We start from the raw sequence: 16,785 nt of genomic DNA, 5'->3' as shown, positions 1-16,785 counted from the left end.
TCTCTCCGCAGTGGTCGGGAAGGCGCCGGCGGGGTGTCCGCGGTGGTCGTACCAACGGCCCGCATCCGATTCCCCGGGGGGACGCGGATGCGGGCCGTTCCGTCAGAGGGAGGACAGGAGCCAGATGGGGATCCACGCACAGGTGCCGGGCGGTCCCGGCACGGAGCCGCCAGGGTGGGGGCGGCCGCCCCCGAACGGGGAGGGGGCGGTGCGGGAGGCGGTGGAACGGGGGTGCGTGGGTGTGCGCAGCACGTTGCGTCGCTCTTCCTCGATGGGGAACGGCGGCCGGTCGGCCTGTGCGGCAACCTTACACATCCCATTCACCCGTTCGGGTCCCATTAGTTGCCGGGAGTCCCTACTACCCTCCGGATTCGGGGCTCGGCAAAGGGGGTGAACGGCCTGATCTTTTCCCCATTTCGAACTCATTCGAAATATTTCCAGCGAATGCTGTCACATTCGAAAGGGTGAGGGGGTGAACGTGGCGCGGAACGCTGCCGGGCGGGGTGCTCGACGGGCTTTTTTCAGACGTGTCCCGCGGAGTGCGCCCCCGGGTTCCCCGAAGGAGGAGGGTCGCCCGACTGGTCGTCGGGGAGTCTGCCCGGTGTGCCTCGGAGTGACTCCTCGACTCTGGCCAGGCCCTGCAGGGCGGAGGCTTCCGCGCGCGCGGAGCGGATCGACCTGGCGACGGCGAGGGCCGCCGCGTACGCCTCGCCCGCCTCCGCAGCCCTTGCGGCGCGGAGCAGGACCAGGCCCTTCGCATTCATTGCCTCGGCCTGGTGCCGGCGGCTCTCCGAAAGGCGGAACGTGCGCATTGCCGAGTCCAGCAGGTGGACGGCCCGTTCGGTCTCGTCCGGTCCTTCCAGTAGTTCCGCGAGATTCACCCCGGCGATGGCGAGGTCGACGGGGGAGAGGATTCCAGGCCCTTTCTCAAGGACGTGTTCGAAGGCTTCCCTGGCGGCCACCTCCTCGCCCCGTTCGAGGTGGATCCCGCCGATGTTGTTGGTGATTTTCAGGGCCGTTCTCCGGTCGCCGCAGGAGCGGAAGGCGGCCACCGCCTCGGTCAGGCTGGCCAGCGCCTCCGCGGTGTCGCCCAACAGGCTCTGCAGCACGCCGATGTTGACACCGGTGCTGCCCGCTGCACCGCTCTCCCCGAGCTCGTGGAACAGGGCCAGTGCCTCGCGCTGCAGTGTCAGCGCCCCCTGCGGATCGTCCCGATGCCAGTGCAGCACGGCCTGCTTGCCCAGGGCCTCGGCAGTGGCCCTGCGGTCGCCGGTGGTGCCGGCCAGGGCCAGTGCGCGCCGGATCGCCGACTCGGCCTCGGGATAGCGGGACACCTCCAGGGCGGAGGACGCGAGGGCGATCCGGGCGTGCAGTTCGGCCCGCTCCGCGCCCTGTTCGCGCCAGTGCTCGGCCGCTGCCCGGTGGGCCTCGACCGCTGCCCGCCACAGGCACTCGGATCGCAACCGGCCGTCGAACAGGTGGGCCAGTACAGCTGCCGGTCCGTGGTCGCCGCGGGCCCGCAGATCCTTTCCGAGGTCTATCAGGGTTTCGGTCTCGGCAGCCAGCCACCCTCGCAGCGGTACTCTGCGGAGCAGTTCCTGGGTGATCAACGGCGTTTCTTCCACCGGGTTGCCGGGGAATGCGGAGACGGGCATCCTGAACCGCGCCGGGTAGACCTGGAGATCGGCCCGATCAGCCATTCGCAGGAGGAAGTCGGCCACCCGTCTGGATATGTCGGCCCGCTGCCGCGGTGCCTCCTCGTGCTCCTCCTGGGCCAAGGCGTACTCGCGGACCAGTTCGTGGTAGCCGAACCGCTCGGCCGAGTGCTCGGTCAGCAGGTTCACCGCCAGCAGTTCCTCGATCAGGTGCTCCGCGCGGGCGACCGGGCAGCCGATCAGCACCGCGGCGGTGAGCAGCCCGAAGTCCCGGCCGGGGTGCAGGCTCAGGCGGCGGAAGGCGATCTGATGCTCTCCGGACAGATCGTGGTACGACATCGCCAGCGCGGTGCGGAGGCTGTCGGAGCCGTGCTGCAGCTCATCGAGGCGAGGATTCCGGGAGAGCCGGTCGGCGAGGTGGGCGAGGGTCCAGGAGCGACGGAACCGGAAGCGACCGGCGACGATCCGGAGGGACAGCGGGTGGTAGGCGCAGCGGCGGACGATGTCGGCCAGCAGGACGGGGTCGTCGGCGCGGTCGGATCCGACGAGCCGGGTGAACATCTCGGCGGCGGCGTCCGGGGTGAGGGAGTCGATCGGGACGGTGCTGACGGTGGGCAGCTCGGCCATCCGGTGGCGGCTGGTGACGAGGACGAAGCAGGTGGGGGAAGCGGGCAGCAGGGGGCCGATCTGACCGGGTCCGGCCGCGTCGTCGAGCAGGACCAGGGCGCGGCGCCGGGAGAGCAGTTCCCGGCAGCGGGCGAGGAGTTCGTCGGCGTCGAGCGGGACCTCGGCCGCCGGGACGCCGAACTGCCGCAGCAGGGCGGCGGCGGTGTTCTCGGGGCCGGGGTCGTACGGGGAGCCGGAATGCGCGCCGATCCGGACCAGCAGGGCGCCGTCGGGGAACTCCCCGTGCAGGAGGTGGGCGGCGGCCAGGGCAAGGGTGCTCTTCCCACTGCCCGGGATGCCGCTGAGTGCGATCACCGGGAGGGCGGTGTCCCGTGCGGCGGAGAAGGCCGGCCACTCGCCTCGGGCGGCCGCCATCAGGAGATTCAACTCGGCTTCTCGGCCAATGAGTTCGGGTTCCCTGGGGAGCACGGAGGAGCGCCGTCCGGGGGTCGGCGGGTCGGTCTGAGCCGGAGTGGTGGACCAGGCTCCGGCTGCCGGGGTGGAGGGCGGGCGGTTGATCATGCTGGTGACGCTGTCACGGCGCAGGACGGCGGCTTGCAGACGGTTGAGCTGCTCGCCGGGTTCGGTGCCGAGGTCGTGGTGCATCCGCCGTTGGATGCGCAGGTACGCGGCGTGCGCCTCGTTGATCCGGCCGCCGCCGTAGAGGGCGGTGATCAGGTGGGCGGCGATCTGTTCGTTCCACGGGTGCTGGCCGGCGAGTTCGGCGAGACCGGGGACGAGTTCGTCGTAGTGGCCGAGGCGGAGCTCGACCTCGGCGCGGGTGAGCGAGGCGGAGAGTCGGCGGCCCACCAGGTGGTCGCGGGTCCGCTGGGCCCACAGGCCGGGCAGCCCGGCCAAGGGTTCGCCCCGCCAGAGGGCGTCGGCCCGGTCGAGGAGGGCGAGAGCCTGCTGGTCGTCGCCGGTGTCGGCCAGGGCCCGGGCGCGGAGCGAGAGGCGGCGGTACGACTGCCAGTCGATTTGTTCGGAGGCGGCGTGCAGGGCGTAGGTACCGGAGCGCGAGACGATCTCGATGGTGGGACCGTCGGCGTGCGCGGCGAGGTCGGACGCCTTGCGCAAGGCAGTGCGGAGCCTGCTGACGTATCCCTGCAGGGTGCCGGTGGCGCTGCGCGGAGGGTCACCGTCCCAGATGCACTCGGCGAGCGCGCTGGAGGAGAGTGGACGTTCCGGTTCCAGGGCGAGACGGGCCAGCAGGGTTCGGACCTTTCCCGTGCTGATGGGCAACAACCCTCCGTCAACCGAGAGTTCGACTGTTCCCAACAGGTGGATGTACATCCCGGTGCCCCTCCTGTGGCTGCTTCCTCGGACGCGCAGGAGGTGAGCATGGCACGGGTACGGGCAGGCAGCCATAGCACCTTGGTGTTTCCCGGCGCCAGTTTTCTGGAGTTGTTCCCACATCGGCATCTTGCTTCTGATAATGGGTCAGTTCTGCTGCAGCGGCGGCTGCGAGGCTTGGAAAGGGCGTTCTGCGAGCTCGTCGGCGCGCGTTTCCTCCGCTCCGATCAGGCCTTCTCCCATGGCGGCCGACCGTCCGCCGGGCCCGTCCGGTCGGTGCGGTGGTCTTCCATCCGAGGTGTCGGTCGGCCGGGCCCGGTACGGGTGTCCGATCCGCCGCCGGTAGGGGGCCCGAATCCTGCTGGGCCTCCGGGGACCGGCCCGAACCACCGACTCCGTGGAGGAACCAGCACGTGGAAGGCCACCGCAACTCCGTCACCGGCCAGGCCAGGATCGAAGGCGTGGCGCTCCAGGCGGGCGACATCCGAGGGGGCGTGCACATTCATTCGCACGCTCCGGCGCTGCTACCGGTGCCACGACAGCTTCCACCCGCCCCTGCGCACCTCCCCGGGCGCGACGCGGAGCTGTCGGCGCTGGACCGGGAGTGGGACGAGCCCCCGCCGCCGGGCGGGCGCTGCCTGGTGCTGACCGGGCCCGCGGGCGTCGGCAAGAGCGCCCTGGCGTGCAGGTGGCTGCACGCCAGGGCCGAGGACTTCCCGGACGGTCTCTTCTACGCCGACCTGCGCGGACACGCCCCCGGTGGGCCCGCCGACCCGGCTGAGGTGCTGGGTGCCTTCCTGCGCGCCCTGGGCCTGCCCGCGGTGCCCGCCGCATTCGACGAAGCGGGCGCACTGTGGCGTTCGGCCACCGCCCGCAAGCGCTTCGCGGTGCTGCTGGACAGTGCCGCCACCGCCGCCCAGGTCCGCCCGCTGCTGTCCGGTGCCGACCGCTCCGTGACGGTGGTGACCAGTAGGGCCCGGCTGACCGGGCTCGGCATCGACCGGGCCAGGTTCTTCGCGGTCGACCTGGTCGGCCCGGCCGCCGCGGCCGCCATCCTGGCCCGGCTGGTCGGGGCCGACCGGATCGCCGCCGAGCCGCTCGCCGCCGACCAGGTGGTCACCCGCTGCGCGGGCCTGCCGCTGGCGATCTGCGTGGCGGGCGCCCGGATGGCCGCCCGCCCGCAGCAGCCGCTGGCCGCGACCGCCGAGGCGCTGCGCCGCGAGGGCGACCGGCTGGCGGCCCTGCGGCTGGACGGTGAGGCCTCCGTGCGCGGCGTGCTGGACGCTTCGTACCGGGCGCTGGCCCCGGAGAGCGGGCGGCTGTACCGGCTGCTCGGCCTGCTGCCGGTGCCGGAGTTCACCCCTGCGGTGGCGGGCGCGGCCGCCGGGCTCTCCCCGACCGAGGCCGACGACGGCCTCGACGCGCTGGCCGGGGTGCACCTGCTGGAGGAGCGCGGCGCCGGCCGCTACCGGTTCCACGACCTGGTCCGGCTGCACGCCGGAGGGCTCGGCCGGGCGGAGGAGGCGCCCGAGCAGGGCGAGGCCGCCGTCCGCCGGGTCGCCGAGCACTACTTGGCCGCGGCGACCGCCGCCGAGGCCCGGCTGATGCCGAGCCACCGCTTCCTGCCCCGCGATTACCTCGAACCACCGGTCGACGTACCGGAGTTGGCCAGCGAGTCGGCGGTCGTCGATTGGTTCGAGCGGGAGCGCGACCAGCTCGCCGCCGTGCTCCGCCACAGCATGCGGACCCACCGGTACGGGCTGGTCTGGCAGTTGGCGGACGCGTTGCAGCCGGTTTTCATCCGCCTGCGCCCGCACGCGTTCCAACTGGAGGCCCACCGGCTGGGGTTGGACGCGGCCCGCAGGTGCGGGGACCGGATCGCGGAGCAGTGGATGCTCACCTCCGGCGGGCAGGGGCTGCGCAGCGCCGGCCTGGTCCGGGAGTCCGCCGACTGGTACGCGGCGGCCCTGGAGGTCTCCCGCGCCAACGGCGACGTGCGGGCCGAGGCACAGGCCTGCACCGGGCTCGGGCACGCGCACCGCATGCTCGGCGAACTCGACTCCGCGCGGAGCCGGTTCGAGGAGGCGCTCCGCCTGCGCGAGTCGCTCGGCTACCGGCGCGGGGTCGGCCTGGTCCGGGTCGCCCTCGGCGAGGTGGCGGTGGATGCCGCCGACGAGGCCGAAGCCGTCCGCCAACTATCCCTGGCAGTCGAGGACTTGACCGCGGTCGACGACCCGTACCAGGTCTGCCGGGCACTGGCGGTCCGGGCGCGGGCGCACCTCCTGGCCGGCCGGTACGCACCGGCCCGGGCCGACCTGGAGTCGGCCCGGGCCGGGTTCGTGGCGGCCGGCTCGACGCACTGGCAGGCCCGCGCCGACGAGTGGCTCGGCGAACTCGCCCTGGCACAGGGGGACTTTGCAACCGCCCGGGAGCTGTTCACCGCCGCGCACGAGGCGTACCGACGGCTCGCCGCACCCGACACCGCCCGGCTGGCCCGGTGCCTGGCCGCCCTGCCGCCGCAGTGACCCCTCCGGGTCCGGTCAGAACAGCCGGCCGCCGCTCTCGTGCGCCAGCAGCCAGCGCTTGGCGTCGATGCCCGCGGCGAAGCCGGTGAGGCTGCCGTTGGCGCCCATCACGCGGTGGCAGGGCCGGACGATCAGCAGCGGGTTGGCGCCGACCGCGCCGCCGACGGCGCGCACCGCGCGCGGGGGCTGGCCCGCGGCGTCGGCGAGCTGGCCGTAGGTGAGGGTGGTGCCGTACGGGATGTCGTCGAGGGCGTCCCAGACCTGCTGCCGGAAGGGCGTGCCGACGGGGGCGAGCGGCAGGTCGAAGGCGGTGCGCTCGCCCGCGAAGTAGGCGGTGAGCTGGGCGACGGCCGGGGCGAGGGCGTCGGCGTCGGGCTCCCAGCCGGCGGCGGGGGCGGCGAGCGCGCCCTTCTGGCCGGGGGCGGTGACGGCGCCCAGCGCGAAGGTGCCGTCGGCGGAGCGGGGGCCGCTGAGCAGCAGGGTGCCGAGCGGGCTGTCCATGGTGGCGAACACGGTGGTGGCGGGCGCGGTGGTGGCGGGCGCGGTGGTCATGGCTGGTCCTCGCGGGTCTTGCGGGTACGGGGGGCGGTGGCGCGGTGCCGGTCGGCGGCGGCCGTCCACAGGTGGTGCAGGGCGTAGGAGCGCCAGGGCGCCCAGCGGGCGGAGCGTTCCGCGGCGGCGCGCGGGTCGCCGTCCGCCCCGAGGGCGCGCAGGCCGTCGCGGACGCCGATGTCGGTGGGCAGGAACACGTCCGGGTCGGCCAGGGCGCGCATCCGCAGGTAGCCGACCGTCCACGGGCCGATGCCGGGCAGCGCGAGCAGTTCGGCGGCGGCCTGCTCGCGGTCCACCCCGCGGTCGAGCCGGACGGTGCCGTCGGCGAGCGCCGCGCACAGCCCGAGCAGCGCCCGGCGGCGGGCGTTCGGCATCGCGAGGTCCTCCGGGTCGGCGGCGGCCAGCGCGGACGCGGTCGGGAACAGCAGGCGCAGGCCGCCGTCGGCGGCGGGCAGCGCGGTGCCGTACCGCTCGGCGAGCCGCCCGGCCAGGGTGCGGGCGGCGGCCACCGTGACCTGCTGGCCGAGCACCGCCCGGACGGCCAGCTCGTGCGGGTCGACGTGCCCGGGCGAGCGCAGCCCGGGCCGGGCGGCGGCGAGCGGGGCCAGCAGCGGGTCGGCGGCGAGCCGGGCGTCCACCGCGTCCGGGTCGGCGTCCAGGTCGAACAGGGCGCGCAGCCGGTGCACGGCCGTGGTCAGGTCGCGCAGGTCGGTGAGCGTCAGCCGGCAGTCCAGCCACCCCCGGTCCGGCCGGTCGCCGGGCCCGAGCCCGTCGACCTCCGCCAGGCCGTGCCCGTACGGGAGGGCCAGCGTGCGCCGGTAGGTGCGGGTGCCGGGGAGCGGGCCCGGGACGACCTCCTCGACGCCCGGGACGGCCCGCAGGCCGAGGAAGTCGAGCAGGTGGCCGGTGTCGACCGTGCCCCGGTAGGCCAGCCGCAGGGCGAGCGTGCCGCCCGCGGCGGGGCTGCGGCGGTGGCCGCCGCGCTCGGTGCGCAGCGCGGACGGGGTGCGGTCGTACACCTCGCGGACGGTGTCGTTGAACTGCCGGACGGAGGCGAAGCCCGCCGCGAACGCCACGTCGGTGACCGGCAGTTCGGTGGTCTGCAGGAGCAGCCGGGCGGTCTGCGCGCGCTGCGCCCGGGCCAGCGCGAGCGGGCCCGCGCCGAGCTCGGCGGTCAGCTGGCGCTGGAGCTGGCGGGAACTGTAGCCGAGCCTGGTGGCCAGCCCGGCGACGCCCTCCCGGTCGACCACGCCGTCCCCGATCAGCCGCATCGCGCGGCCGACCAGGTCGGCCCGGTGGTTCCACTCCGGCGAGCCGGGGACGGAGTCCGGCCGGCAGCGCCGGCAGGCCCGGTACCCGGCGCCCTGGGCGGCGGCCGCGGTCGGGTAGAAGGTGCAGTTGGTGCGCTTGGGGGTGGTGGCCGGGCAGCTCGGACGGCAGTAGATGCCGGTGGTCCGCACCGCCGTGAAGAACACCCCGTCGAAGCGGGCGTCCCGGCTGTCCACGGCCCGGTACCTGGTCTCGTCGTCGATCACGCCTTCCAGTCTGCGCGATCCCCCGGGGACCGACTGGCGGGAATCGGACATTGCCGTGGGCCCGCCGCGCTCGGGGTACGGCGGGCCGGGTCAGCGCGCCGGGTCGGGTCAGCGCGCCGGGTCGGTGCCCGCCAGGGAGTGGGCGAGGTGGTCGAGGCCGGGGAGGGCGCGCATGACGGCTGCGCGGTCGGCGGGGGGGAGGCTCTCCAGGGCGGCGGCGAGGCGGCGTTCGTGGGCGCTCTGCCAGTCGCGCAGTTGCTGGTGGCCGGCTTCGGTGAGGGCGATCCGGGCGGTGCGGCGGTCGCCGGGGTCGGGCTGGCGGTCGACCAGGCCCGCGTCCAGGAGTTTGGAGATCAGGCCGCTGACGGTGTTCGGGGCGAGGCGCTGGCGGGCGGCCAGTTCGCCGACCCGCAGCGGGGAGGCCGCGAGGGTCTGGAGCAGTTCGACCTGGGCCATCGGCAGCGCCTCCCAGGGGAACTCCGAGCGGATCGAGCTGCGCAGCGCCCGCCGCAGGCGGGTGATCACGTCGGTGAGCTGCTGCGCCCCCGCGAGCGCGTCGGTGCCGGCGTCGGCGTCGGCGTCGGTGTCCGTGCCGGTGTCGGTGTCGGCGTCGGTGTCCGCGGTCTCGGCCGCAGGTCCGGGAGGGGGCGGGGCGGGCTGGGGCTGCGAGGGCATGGCGGACAGCGTAGCGTCCGGCCACCGGCGGGCCACCAGGAGTCCACCCGTCGATCGGCCCCCGGAGGGGAAAGCTCGGTGTGCGCACAGTTCGGAGTCGGAAACACTCCTTGAACGATTATGTCGCTAGCAGATATGTTTCGCCCCATGGCTGAATCCGCGGCGGCCTCCCGGCTGCTCGACACCCTGCAACTCGCCGAACGCCCCCGCCCGCGCGCCGTCGCCCGCTGGCCGCACGCGCACTGGCTGGCCGTCGGCACCGTCTGCCTGGGCGCGTTCCTCGGCCAGCTCACCGCGAGCGTCACCTCGCTGGTCTTCCCCGCACTGGAGGGCCACTTCGACGCCTCCTTCGCCGCCGTCGAATGGGTCTCGCTGGCGTACCTGCTGGTGCTGGTCGCGCTGCTCGCCCCGGTCGGACGGCTCTCCGACCTGATCGGCCGCAAGACCGTGTACCTGGGCGGGTTCGCGGTGTTCGCGGCCGCCTCGCTCGGTGCCGGACTCGCCGGGAACCTGGGCGTGCTGATCGCCTGCCGCGCCGTGCAGGCGGTCGGCGGCGCGATGATGCAGGCCAACAGCGTCGCCCTGGTCGCCCGCGGCGTGCCCGAGCGGGCGATGCGCACCGCGCTCGGCGTGCAGGCCGCCGCCCAGGCGCTCGGCCTGGCGCTCGGCCCGACCCTGGGCGGGCTGCTGGTCGCGCACGCGTCCTGGCGCTGGGCGTTCTGGGTCAACGTGCCGATCGGCGTGCTGGGCATGCTGGCGGGCTGGTTCCTGCTGCCGTGCACCTTCCCCGACGGCCGCTGCCCCGCCCGGACGCCGCGGGACCGCGAGGGACGGTTCGACCTGGCCGGGCTCCTGCTGCTGGCCGGAGCCTCCACCGCACTGCTGCTCGCCCTCTCCGCCGCCTCCGGCCTGCCGCTGCCCGGCCCGGCGGTCGCCGCGCTGCTCGCCGCCTCCGCCGCCGCGACCCTCGCCCTCGTCCGGCAGGAGCGCCGCGCCGACCGCCCGATCGTCCCGCCCGGCCTGGTCAACACCCCCGGCATCCGGGCCGGCCTGCTGGTCGCCCTGATCGGCTACCTGCTGCTGTTCTGCCCGCTCGTGCTGGAGCCCGTCGTCCTCGCCGGACGCGGCGCCACCGCCACCGCCGCGGGCGCCGCGATCACCGCGCTGCCCGCCGCGTTCGCCCTCGCCGCGACCGTCGGCGGCGCCCTGCTGCCCCGCCGCTGGAGCGACGCCGCCCGCTGCCGCTGCGGCGCGCTCACCGCCGCCGCCGGGCTGCTCCTGCTCGCCGCCCTGCCCGCCCCCGGCCCGTGGACGACGGCCCTGCCGCTGCTGCTCACCGGTTACGGCCTCGGGCTGCTGCTGCCCGCCAACAACGCCCTGGTCATGCGGGCGATCCCCGCGCAGAGCTCGGCCGTCGGCGGCGGCCTGGTCAACATGGTCCGCAGCTTGGGCACCGCCTTCGGCACCGCCCTGCCGGTCCTGGCCGTCCACCAGGCCGGGGCGGCGGCGGGCGGCCGCGCCGTCCTGCTGCTGCTGGCGGGGGTGGCCGTGCTGGCGGCCCGGCTCTGCAAGGGCTGAGCGGGGGAGAAGGGGGAGCGGGAACGCCCGAGGGCGCCGTCCGGTGGGTCGGACGGCGCCCTCGGGCGTTGCGGTGCGGCAGTGCCGACGGCGTCGACGGTGCGGTGGTGCCTCAGGGAGCGGGCTGGGCGCCGCGCTCGTGCAGCATGTCGGTCATCAGCTGGATCTCGGCGTGCTGCGCGTCGACCATGCCCTGGGCGAGCCGCTTCTCCGGGGCGTTGGTCCCCGCGTCCACGTACGCCTGGGCCATCTCCGCGCCCGCCTGGTGGTGCTTGATCATCAACTGCAGGTAGTACACCTCGGCGTCCCGGCCGCTGAGCGAACGGAGCTTCTCCAACTCGGTGTTGGTCGCCATGCCGGGCATCAGCGAGCCGTCGTGCGGCTCGTAGGTGTGGTTCATCCACGCCATCGGCTTGGCGGTGGTGCCCTGCGACAGGCCCCACTGGTCGAGGAAGCCCATCAGCATGCCGCGCTGGTTCGCCTGGGTGTTGATGACGTCGAACGCGAGGCCGCGCACCGCCTCGTCCTGGGTGCGGTCCCGGACGATGAACGACATGTCGATGGCCTGCTGGTGGTGCGTCGCCATGTCGCGGGCGAACCCGGCGTCCGCCGAGTCGGTGGCCGGAGCGGCCGAGGCGGCCGCCGTGCTCGCCGAACTGCCGGACGCGGGCGTGCTGCCCGAGACCAGCGCCGGGACGCCGAGCCCGAGCGCGACCACGGCCGCGAGCGCGGCGGGCCACCAGAACGCCCGCCGCCCGCGCCGGGCGGCCGGCTGCTCCGCGTGCTCCTGCTCCGACGGCTCGGGCGGCTCCGACTGCTCCGGCCCGTCGCCGGCGGGGGCGGCGGTCACATCTGCCCCGAGCTGCAGCTGGCGCCCTGCTCCAGGGTCTGCGGGCCCTGCACGTACTTGGCGAAGAAGGTCTCGATCCGCGGGTCGGTGGCGGAGTCCACGACCAGCTGGGTGCTCCACGCGGTCAGCGTGATGGTGCCCTGCTCGTCCGGGTACGGGCTCATCAAGCTGTACGGGGTGGCCTTGACCTTGTCGCTGAGGGTCTTGATGTCCTCGGGGGTGGCCTTGCCGTTGTAGGTGACCCAGACGGCGCCGTGCTCCAGCGAGTGGACCGCGTTCTCGTTCTTGACCGGCTTGTCGTAGACGTTGCCCATGCAGGTCTGCCAGACCGGGTTGTGGTCGCCGCCGACCGGCGGGGTCTGCGGGTACTTCACCTCGGTCTGGACGTGGTTCTGGGTGAGCTTGCCGAAGGTCTGCAGGCCCGGGATCTCGGCCTTCGCGGCGTCGTCCTTGGCCTTCTGCGCGGCTTCGGCGGCGGCCGCCGCGGCCGCCTTCTTCTTGTCGCTCTTGTCCTTGGCGTCCATCGCCAGCCAGGTGCCGCCGCCGATCATGGCGAGCACCAGGACGGACGAGATGCCGATGGTGAGGATCTTGTTGCGGCGCTCGCGGCGCTGCTCGACGGCGCGCAGCTCGGCGATCCGGGCCCGGCGGTCGGCCTGCTGGGCGGCCTTGCTGCCCGGCTTGGGCTGCTTGCCGGTGGGGCTGGTCTGCTTCGAGGCGGAACCCATGGATGTCTTCCTTGTCCCCGCCGTGGCGAGCACGGCGGTCTGCGGTGGGGTGGGGGCAGCGGAGCCGCCGGCCTCCCCGTTCGGCGGGGCGCAGGTCGGCGGTGGGTTCCGCTCAGGACCGGTGAACCTGCAGGACGTGCAGGTCGGGCGCGTGGTGCGACCCCGTCGGTGCGCCGGGCGCCGAGGCGGCGGGCGTCACCGGCGGGGCGACCAACTGCGGTCGTACGGCCGTGCCGGGCTGCGGGGGCGCGTTCGGCAGGTGCGACTCCGGGCCGCAGAAGGGGTGGCTGGAGCAGCCGTGCCCGGGCACCGGGCCCGGGCCCTCCGCGGTGCACAGCATGAACTCCGGGCCGGAGCCGTCCACGGCCGCCGGCAGGTGGTGCGACGCCGTCGCGGCGCCCGCCAGTGCTGTGTCCGGCTGTGCCGCGCCCGTCGTCCGGGAAGCCCCGGCGGACGGCTTCGCCCCGGCGGACGGCTTCGCGGTGGAGGCCGGGCCCGTGGCGGACGCGGGGCCCGCGGCGGGGGCGGACGTGGGTGCGGACGCGCCGTGCGACTCCTGGCCGGGGGCCGGGGCGCTCAGCGTCCGGGCGCTCGCCGCGCACGGCAGCAGCGCGAGCAGTGCGGCCAGCAGCAGCGACCACAGCACCGCCACCGGACGGAGCACCGCGAACGCGGGCCCTCCGGGGCGGGTACGAGATCCTGGCGCGGCCATGCGCACATATTAATCAGCCGATCGGGTGAAGCGATGCCCCCCTTGGGCTCTCATTTTCCGGCCGAACGCCCACCGCACCCGTCCCCGAAGGCCCTGTTGGAGCCCGCCCGGCCCCGTGCCGCTCCCGCCGGGCCACCCGTGGCCGGAACCCTCCCCGGACGTCCACACGATGTTCCGAATCCCGGACACCGTCGTCGTCCTTCGGAAGAATGACGTGACGTCCGGCCCCCTCACGGATCAGGAGCGGTCAGTTGAACGAGCAGGGCGCACCCAGGCAGCCCCGTCCCGACGACACCTGGTGGCACACCGTCTACGCGGGCCCCGCCGACACCCTCCCCGACACCCCCGCCGCGAGCACCGACACCGGAACCGTCGACGACTGGTTCACCACCGCCGCCGGGCTCATCGCGCCGCAACGCGTCCCGCAGGCCGCGGCGGAAGAGGAAGAGGAGGAGGGGGCGGAGGGGGAGGAGCCGCGGCCCGTGCCGTCGCCGCGCAGCTGGGCCGAGGCGGCCTGGCCCGAACTCCAGCCGAACCTTTCGAAGGAACCGGCCGCACCGGTGCCGACGCCGACGCTGACGGACCTGCCGCTGGTCGAGCCGGAGCCGGGACCGGAGCCGGAGCCGGAGCCGGAGTCCGAGGCTGAATCGGAGGCCGAGCCCGAGCCCGAGCCCGAGACGTCGGAGGAACCCGCGGAGGAACCCGAGGAGGAGCCCGCGCCGCAGCCCGCGGCCGCCGCGGAGCGCCCGCAGCCGGAGCGGGCCGCGCCCTGGCTGGGGCGCCCGCAGGCACCCGCCGTGCCGCACGTGGGGGAGCGGCCGCCGACGTACGCGCCCGAGCCGACCGCCCTGGCCGCCGCCGACCCGGCCGGGCTGGCCGCGGTCGTGCCCGACACCGCCGTCGACGGCGCCCAGTTCGCGGGCACCACGCTGCGGGCGGTGTCGATCCGCGGCGACTCGGCCCGCTACCGGGGCGAGCCGCGCACGGACGCGCTGCTCACCGTCCGGTTCGGCGAGCGGGAGGAGGCGCTGGTGCTGACGGTGCTGGCCGCGCCCGCCCGCCGGGCCAACGCCCAGTGGGGGTCGGCCGCGGCCGCGGAGGCGGTCCGGCAGCTCGCCGCCGCGATCGGCCGCAGCCGGGCCGAACTCTCCGCGGACCTGCGCGCCGGGGCCCGCGACCGGCTCCGCTACGGCCTCCAGCGGATCGCCCTGCAGGCCGCGGTGCACCTGCGCAGCGCCGCGGAGGAGGCCGCGGCCGACGGGGACGCGCCGTCCGGCCTGCCGCCCGAGGAGACCGCCTCCCTGCACTGCCTGCTGATGTCCGCGGACCCGGCCGCGACCCACCGCGCCGCGTTCGGCACCGGCCCGGGCGGGCTCTACCTGCTGCGCTCCGGGCACTGGATCGACGCCTACGCGGCGCGGCTGCTCCACCACCCCGACGGGCAGCCGCCGCTCCCGCCTGCCGCGCTGCCCGCGCCCCGGCCGTTCCGCTTCCGCCTCGTCCCGGCGACCTCGGGCGACATCCTGCTGCTCTGCACGCCGGGCCTCGCGACCCCGGTCGCCGAGGAGCCGGCCGTCGCGCACTTCCTCTCCAGCCACTGGGCGCACCCGCACCCGCCCGGCACCGTCGACTTCCTCCGCCAGATCCAGGTCCGGGCCAAGGGCTACGCGGACGACCGGACCGCGGCGGCGGTCTGGACGGAGTAGCGCTCCGGACGGAGGAGGGGAGGAGCGAGGGGAGAGGTGTCCGGTTGCGCCGGGGTGCGTTCCCCGGCCCGGAGCAGCCCGGAGCAGCCCGGACACGCCGGTGGGCTCCGACCGCGGGCAGCTCGGACTCGCCGTTCCCCGCGCCCCTGGCAGGGCTCGTCAGCAGCCCTGACCCGCCGCTCCCCCGCTTTCTGCCGGGGCCCTCCCGCAGGGCCTTCAGAGGCCCAGCAGGGCGCGGGCGGCGGAGGCGGCCTGGGCGAGGGCGGCTTCCCGGCTGGTGCGGGGGAGGCCGATGGCGAGGGGGACGGCGAGGCCGTCGAGGAGGGCGCGCAGCTGGGTCGCCCGGTCGGGGACGGGGAGGGCGGCGGGCAGCAGGCCGGTCGTGCGGCCCTCGTCCAGGAGGGCGGTGAGGTCGTCCTGCCAGGGGGCTTCGATGTCGAGCTGGCCCCGGCGGAGTTCGGCGGCGCCGGGGGAGCGGCTCCACACCTCGATCCACAGCGCCCAGCGGGGGTCGCCGGGGCCCTCGGGGAGGTAGAGCTCCAGGTAGCGGGCGAGCCGTTCGAGGACGGGGACGTCGTGGCGGGCGAGTTCGCGGCTGCGCTGCTCGCCGAGCAGGTCCTCGCTCCAGCGGAGGGTCTCCAGCAGGAGCTGGTCCTTGCTGCCGAAGTAGTAGAGGAGGTGGCCCGCGCTCATGCCGAGCTGTTCGCCGAGCCCGGCCATGGTGAGCCGGGCGAGGCCGTGCTCGGCGATCGCGGCGCGGGCGGCGGCGTAGACCTCTTCGCGGGGGCGCGCCGGCCGGCGGGTGCGGGGCTGCGCCATCCGTACTCCTCGGTGCGTTGCTGGTTCGGGTCCAGTCTCCCGCACGGGTGGAGGGGGCGTCACCGGCCGCCCGGCCCGCGGCTTCCGGTGGCCCGGCGCGGTGGGCGGAGTCCGGCGGCGGGGTCAGCTGCCGGGGCGGCGGCCGTACTCGCTGGACCAGCGTTCGCCGGGCAGGACGAGGTCGGCGGTCTCGACGGGGCGGCCGGTGGCCTGGTCGTAGTGGGTGCGGCGGATGGCGAGGGCGGGCGTGCCGGGGAGCTGGGTGAGCGCCTGGGCCTCGGCGCGGGTGAGGTGGCGGGCGGTGACCCGTTCGACGGGTTCGCCGACCTCGATGCCGATGACGGCCATCCGGGCGGCGACGCCGCGGCCGGTGTACGGGCCCGCTTCGGGCAGCACGATCAGGTCCTGGCCGGTGACGGACATGGGTTCCCAGGACTCGGCGAGGTAGCCGGGTTCGCCGTCGGCCAGGTAGACGTACGAGGTGTGCATGACGGGGGTGCCGGGCTCGATCTCCAGGCGTCCGGCGATCTCCGCGGACGCGGCCTCGGTGGTGGAGTGGCTGCGCCAGCCCGGGGTGACGCCCTGTTCGACGAGGCCCGCGGTGTCCGGTCCGGGGCTGCCGTCGGCGGGGCGGCGGCGGACCAGGGCGCGGCGCGGCTCCTGGACGCGGACGAAGTAGCCGCGGCCCTGCCTGGCGGTGACCACGCCCTCCTGCTCCAGCAGCCGGTACGCGGACTGGCCGACGCCGTGGGAGAAGCCGTACTGGCTCTGGATGTCTGCCAGGGACGGGAGTTGACTGCCCGGCGGGTACTCGCCCGCGGCGATCCGCTCCCGGATCTGGTCGGCCACCTGCAGGTAGGCGGAGGGCCCGCTGGCGGTCATGGAACATCCTCCGAAGGTGTGCGGTCCGGCCGATTGGTGACACAGTATCCCGCGGGGCACTACTCTACGTGTAGAGCTTTGCCCTATGCGTACTCTGGGGGAGTGGTGCAGATCAGCACGCGTGCGTCCGACCTGCGGACGGCGATCGAACGGGCCTCGGGTGCGCAGGCCGACGTGCGGTTCGCCGTCGGCAGCACCAGGATCAGCATCCCCTCCCCGCCGGACGACGCCCCGACCTGGAGCGAGCTGCTCAAGGCGCTGCGCACCGCCGACCGCTGGGGCTCCGTCACCGCTGACGGACAGACCGTCATCTGGGCCCAGATCGAGGAGGAGCCGTGACCGCCGACCAGTCGCCGGCCGGGCCGCAACCGGGCAGTCTCGAACACCGCTACCGCCCGTGCCGGGAGTGCCCGCGCTGCACCACGGGCACCGGCCGCGCCCCGGCGCTGGAACGGGACTGCTGGGACGCCTTCCTGACCGGCACCGTCGCCGCCCTGGCCGAGCGCCGCCGCCGCGAACGCCGCCGCGAGGAGGCGGACGGGATGCCCGGCTGAACGGCCGCGGGCCGGAACTCACCACCGTGGAGGGTGAGTTCCGGCCCGCGGCCGT

At 75.1% G+C, this 16,785-nt stretch carries 14 protein-coding genes; 5 read left to right on the top strand and 9 right to left on the bottom strand.

Annotated features, from left to right (window positions below; translation table 11 throughout):
- Window positions 1-521: 521 nt before the first annotated feature.
- On the bottom strand, window positions 522-3,563 hold the full coding sequence (locus OO57_RS03570) for an AfsR/SARP family transcriptional regulator (RefSeq protein ID WP_033250772.1): 3,042 nt from the start codon (window positions 3,561-3,563) through the stop codon (window positions 522-524).
- A 464-nt stretch (window positions 3,564-4,027) separates the two neighbouring features.
- Here OO57_RS03570 and OO57_RS46655 point away from each other — a divergent pair, with 464 nt between their 5' ends.
- Window positions 4,028-6,139, top strand: a complete 2,112-nt coding sequence (locus tag OO57_RS46655; RefSeq protein WP_081973434.1) for an ATP-binding protein — start codon at window positions 4,028-4,030, stop codon at window positions 6,137-6,139.
- Window positions 6,140-6,154: 15 nt separating this feature from the next.
- Here OO57_RS46655 and OO57_RS03560 read toward each other — a convergent pair whose 3' ends face one another.
- The 3 genes from OO57_RS03560 to OO57_RS03550 are packed head-to-tail and all read right to left on the bottom strand — an operon-like array spanning window position 6,155 to window position 8,901.
- Window positions 6,155-6,691, bottom strand: coding sequence for a methylated-DNA--[protein]-cysteine S-methyltransferase (locus tag OO57_RS03560; RefSeq protein ID WP_033250771.1), 537 nt, complete (start codon window positions 6,689-6,691; stop codon window positions 6,155-6,157).
- Window positions 6,688-8,277: an AlkA N-terminal domain-containing protein gene (locus tag OO57_RS03555; RefSeq protein WP_051776483.1), complete on the bottom strand. Its 1,590-nt coding sequence runs from the start codon at window positions 8,275-8,277 to the stop codon at window positions 6,688-6,690. Before OO57_RS03555 ends, OO57_RS03560 begins: the two co-directional genes overlap by 4 nt.
- Window positions 8,278-8,334: 57 nt before the next feature.
- Window positions 8,335-8,901 carry a MarR family winged helix-turn-helix transcriptional regulator gene (locus OO57_RS03550; RefSeq protein ID WP_033250769.1) on the bottom strand — a complete coding sequence of 189 codons (567 nt, stop codon included), beginning with the start codon at window positions 8,899-8,901 and terminating at the stop codon, window positions 8,335-8,337.
- Window positions 8,902-9,048: 147 nt separating this feature from the next.
- Between OO57_RS03550 and OO57_RS03545 the strand changes: the two genes are divergently transcribed.
- On the top strand, window positions 9,049-10,479 hold the full coding sequence (locus OO57_RS03545) for an MFS transporter (RefSeq protein ID WP_051776481.1): 1,431 nt from the start codon (window positions 9,049-9,051) through the stop codon (window positions 10,477-10,479).
- Window positions 10,480-10,591: 112 nt separating this feature from the next.
- Here OO57_RS03545 and OO57_RS03540 read toward each other — a convergent pair whose 3' ends face one another.
- The 3 genes from OO57_RS03540 to OO57_RS43525 all read right to left on the bottom strand — a co-directional run bounded on the left by OO57_RS03540 (window position 10,592) and on the right by OO57_RS43525 (window position 12,769).
- Window positions 10,592-11,329, bottom strand: a complete 738-nt coding sequence (locus OO57_RS03540; protein WP_033250768.1) for a DUF305 domain-containing protein — start codon at window positions 11,327-11,329, stop codon at window positions 10,592-10,594.
- Window positions 11,326-12,057 carry a DUF3105 domain-containing protein gene (locus tag OO57_RS03535; protein WP_033250767.1) on the bottom strand — a complete coding sequence of 244 codons (732 nt, stop codon included), beginning with the start codon at window positions 12,055-12,057 and terminating at the stop codon, window positions 11,326-11,328. The genes OO57_RS03540 and OO57_RS03535 overlap by 4 nt, the downstream gene beginning before the upstream one ends.
- Window positions 12,058-12,169: 112 nt before the next feature.
- Window positions 12,170-12,769: a hypothetical protein gene (locus tag OO57_RS43525; protein WP_158715011.1), complete on the bottom strand. Its 600-nt coding sequence runs from the start codon at window positions 12,767-12,769 to the stop codon at window positions 12,170-12,172.
- A 251-nt stretch (window positions 12,770-13,020) separates the two neighbouring features.
- Between OO57_RS43525 and OO57_RS03525 the strand changes: the two genes are divergently transcribed.
- The gene (locus tag OO57_RS03525; protein ID WP_033250765.1) at window positions 13,021-14,475 is read left to right on the top strand and encodes a protein phosphatase 2C domain-containing protein; all 1,455 of its coding nucleotides are present in this window, start codon (window positions 13,021-13,023) and stop codon (window positions 14,473-14,475) included.
- Window positions 14,476-14,691: 216 nt separating this feature from the next.
- On the opposite strand, the gene OO57_RS03520 is transcribed toward OO57_RS03525, so the two are convergent.
- Window positions 14,692-15,294, bottom strand: coding sequence for a TetR/AcrR family transcriptional regulator (locus OO57_RS03520; protein WP_033250764.1), 603 nt, complete (start codon window positions 15,292-15,294; stop codon window positions 14,692-14,694).
- Between the two features lie 123 nt (window positions 15,295-15,417).
- Window positions 15,418-16,176, bottom strand: coding sequence for a GntR family transcriptional regulator (locus tag OO57_RS03515; protein WP_033250763.1), 759 nt, complete (start codon window positions 16,174-16,176; stop codon window positions 15,418-15,420).
- Window positions 16,177-16,278: 102 nt separating this feature from the next.
- On the opposite strand from OO57_RS03515, the gene OO57_RS03510 reads away from it, so the two are divergent.
- Complete coding sequence (locus OO57_RS03510; RefSeq protein WP_158715010.1) at window positions 16,279-16,515, top strand: hypothetical protein; 237 nt, start codon at window positions 16,279-16,281, stop codon at window positions 16,513-16,515.
- Window positions 16,512-16,730 (top strand): hypothetical protein, encoded by a 219-nt coding sequence (locus OO57_RS03505; protein WP_033250761.1) that lies wholly within the window; start codon window positions 16,512-16,514, stop codon window positions 16,728-16,730. The genes OO57_RS03510 and OO57_RS03505 overlap by 4 nt, the downstream gene beginning before the upstream one ends.
- Window positions 16,731-16,785 lie beyond the last annotated feature (55 nt).

This window comes from Kitasatospora phosalacinea, assembly GCF_000717185.1.
Lineage (GTDB): Bacteria > Actinomycetota > Actinomycetes > Streptomycetales > Streptomycetaceae > Kitasatospora > Kitasatospora phosalacinea_A.
This window is presented reverse-complemented; position numbering and strand designations above follow the sequence as displayed.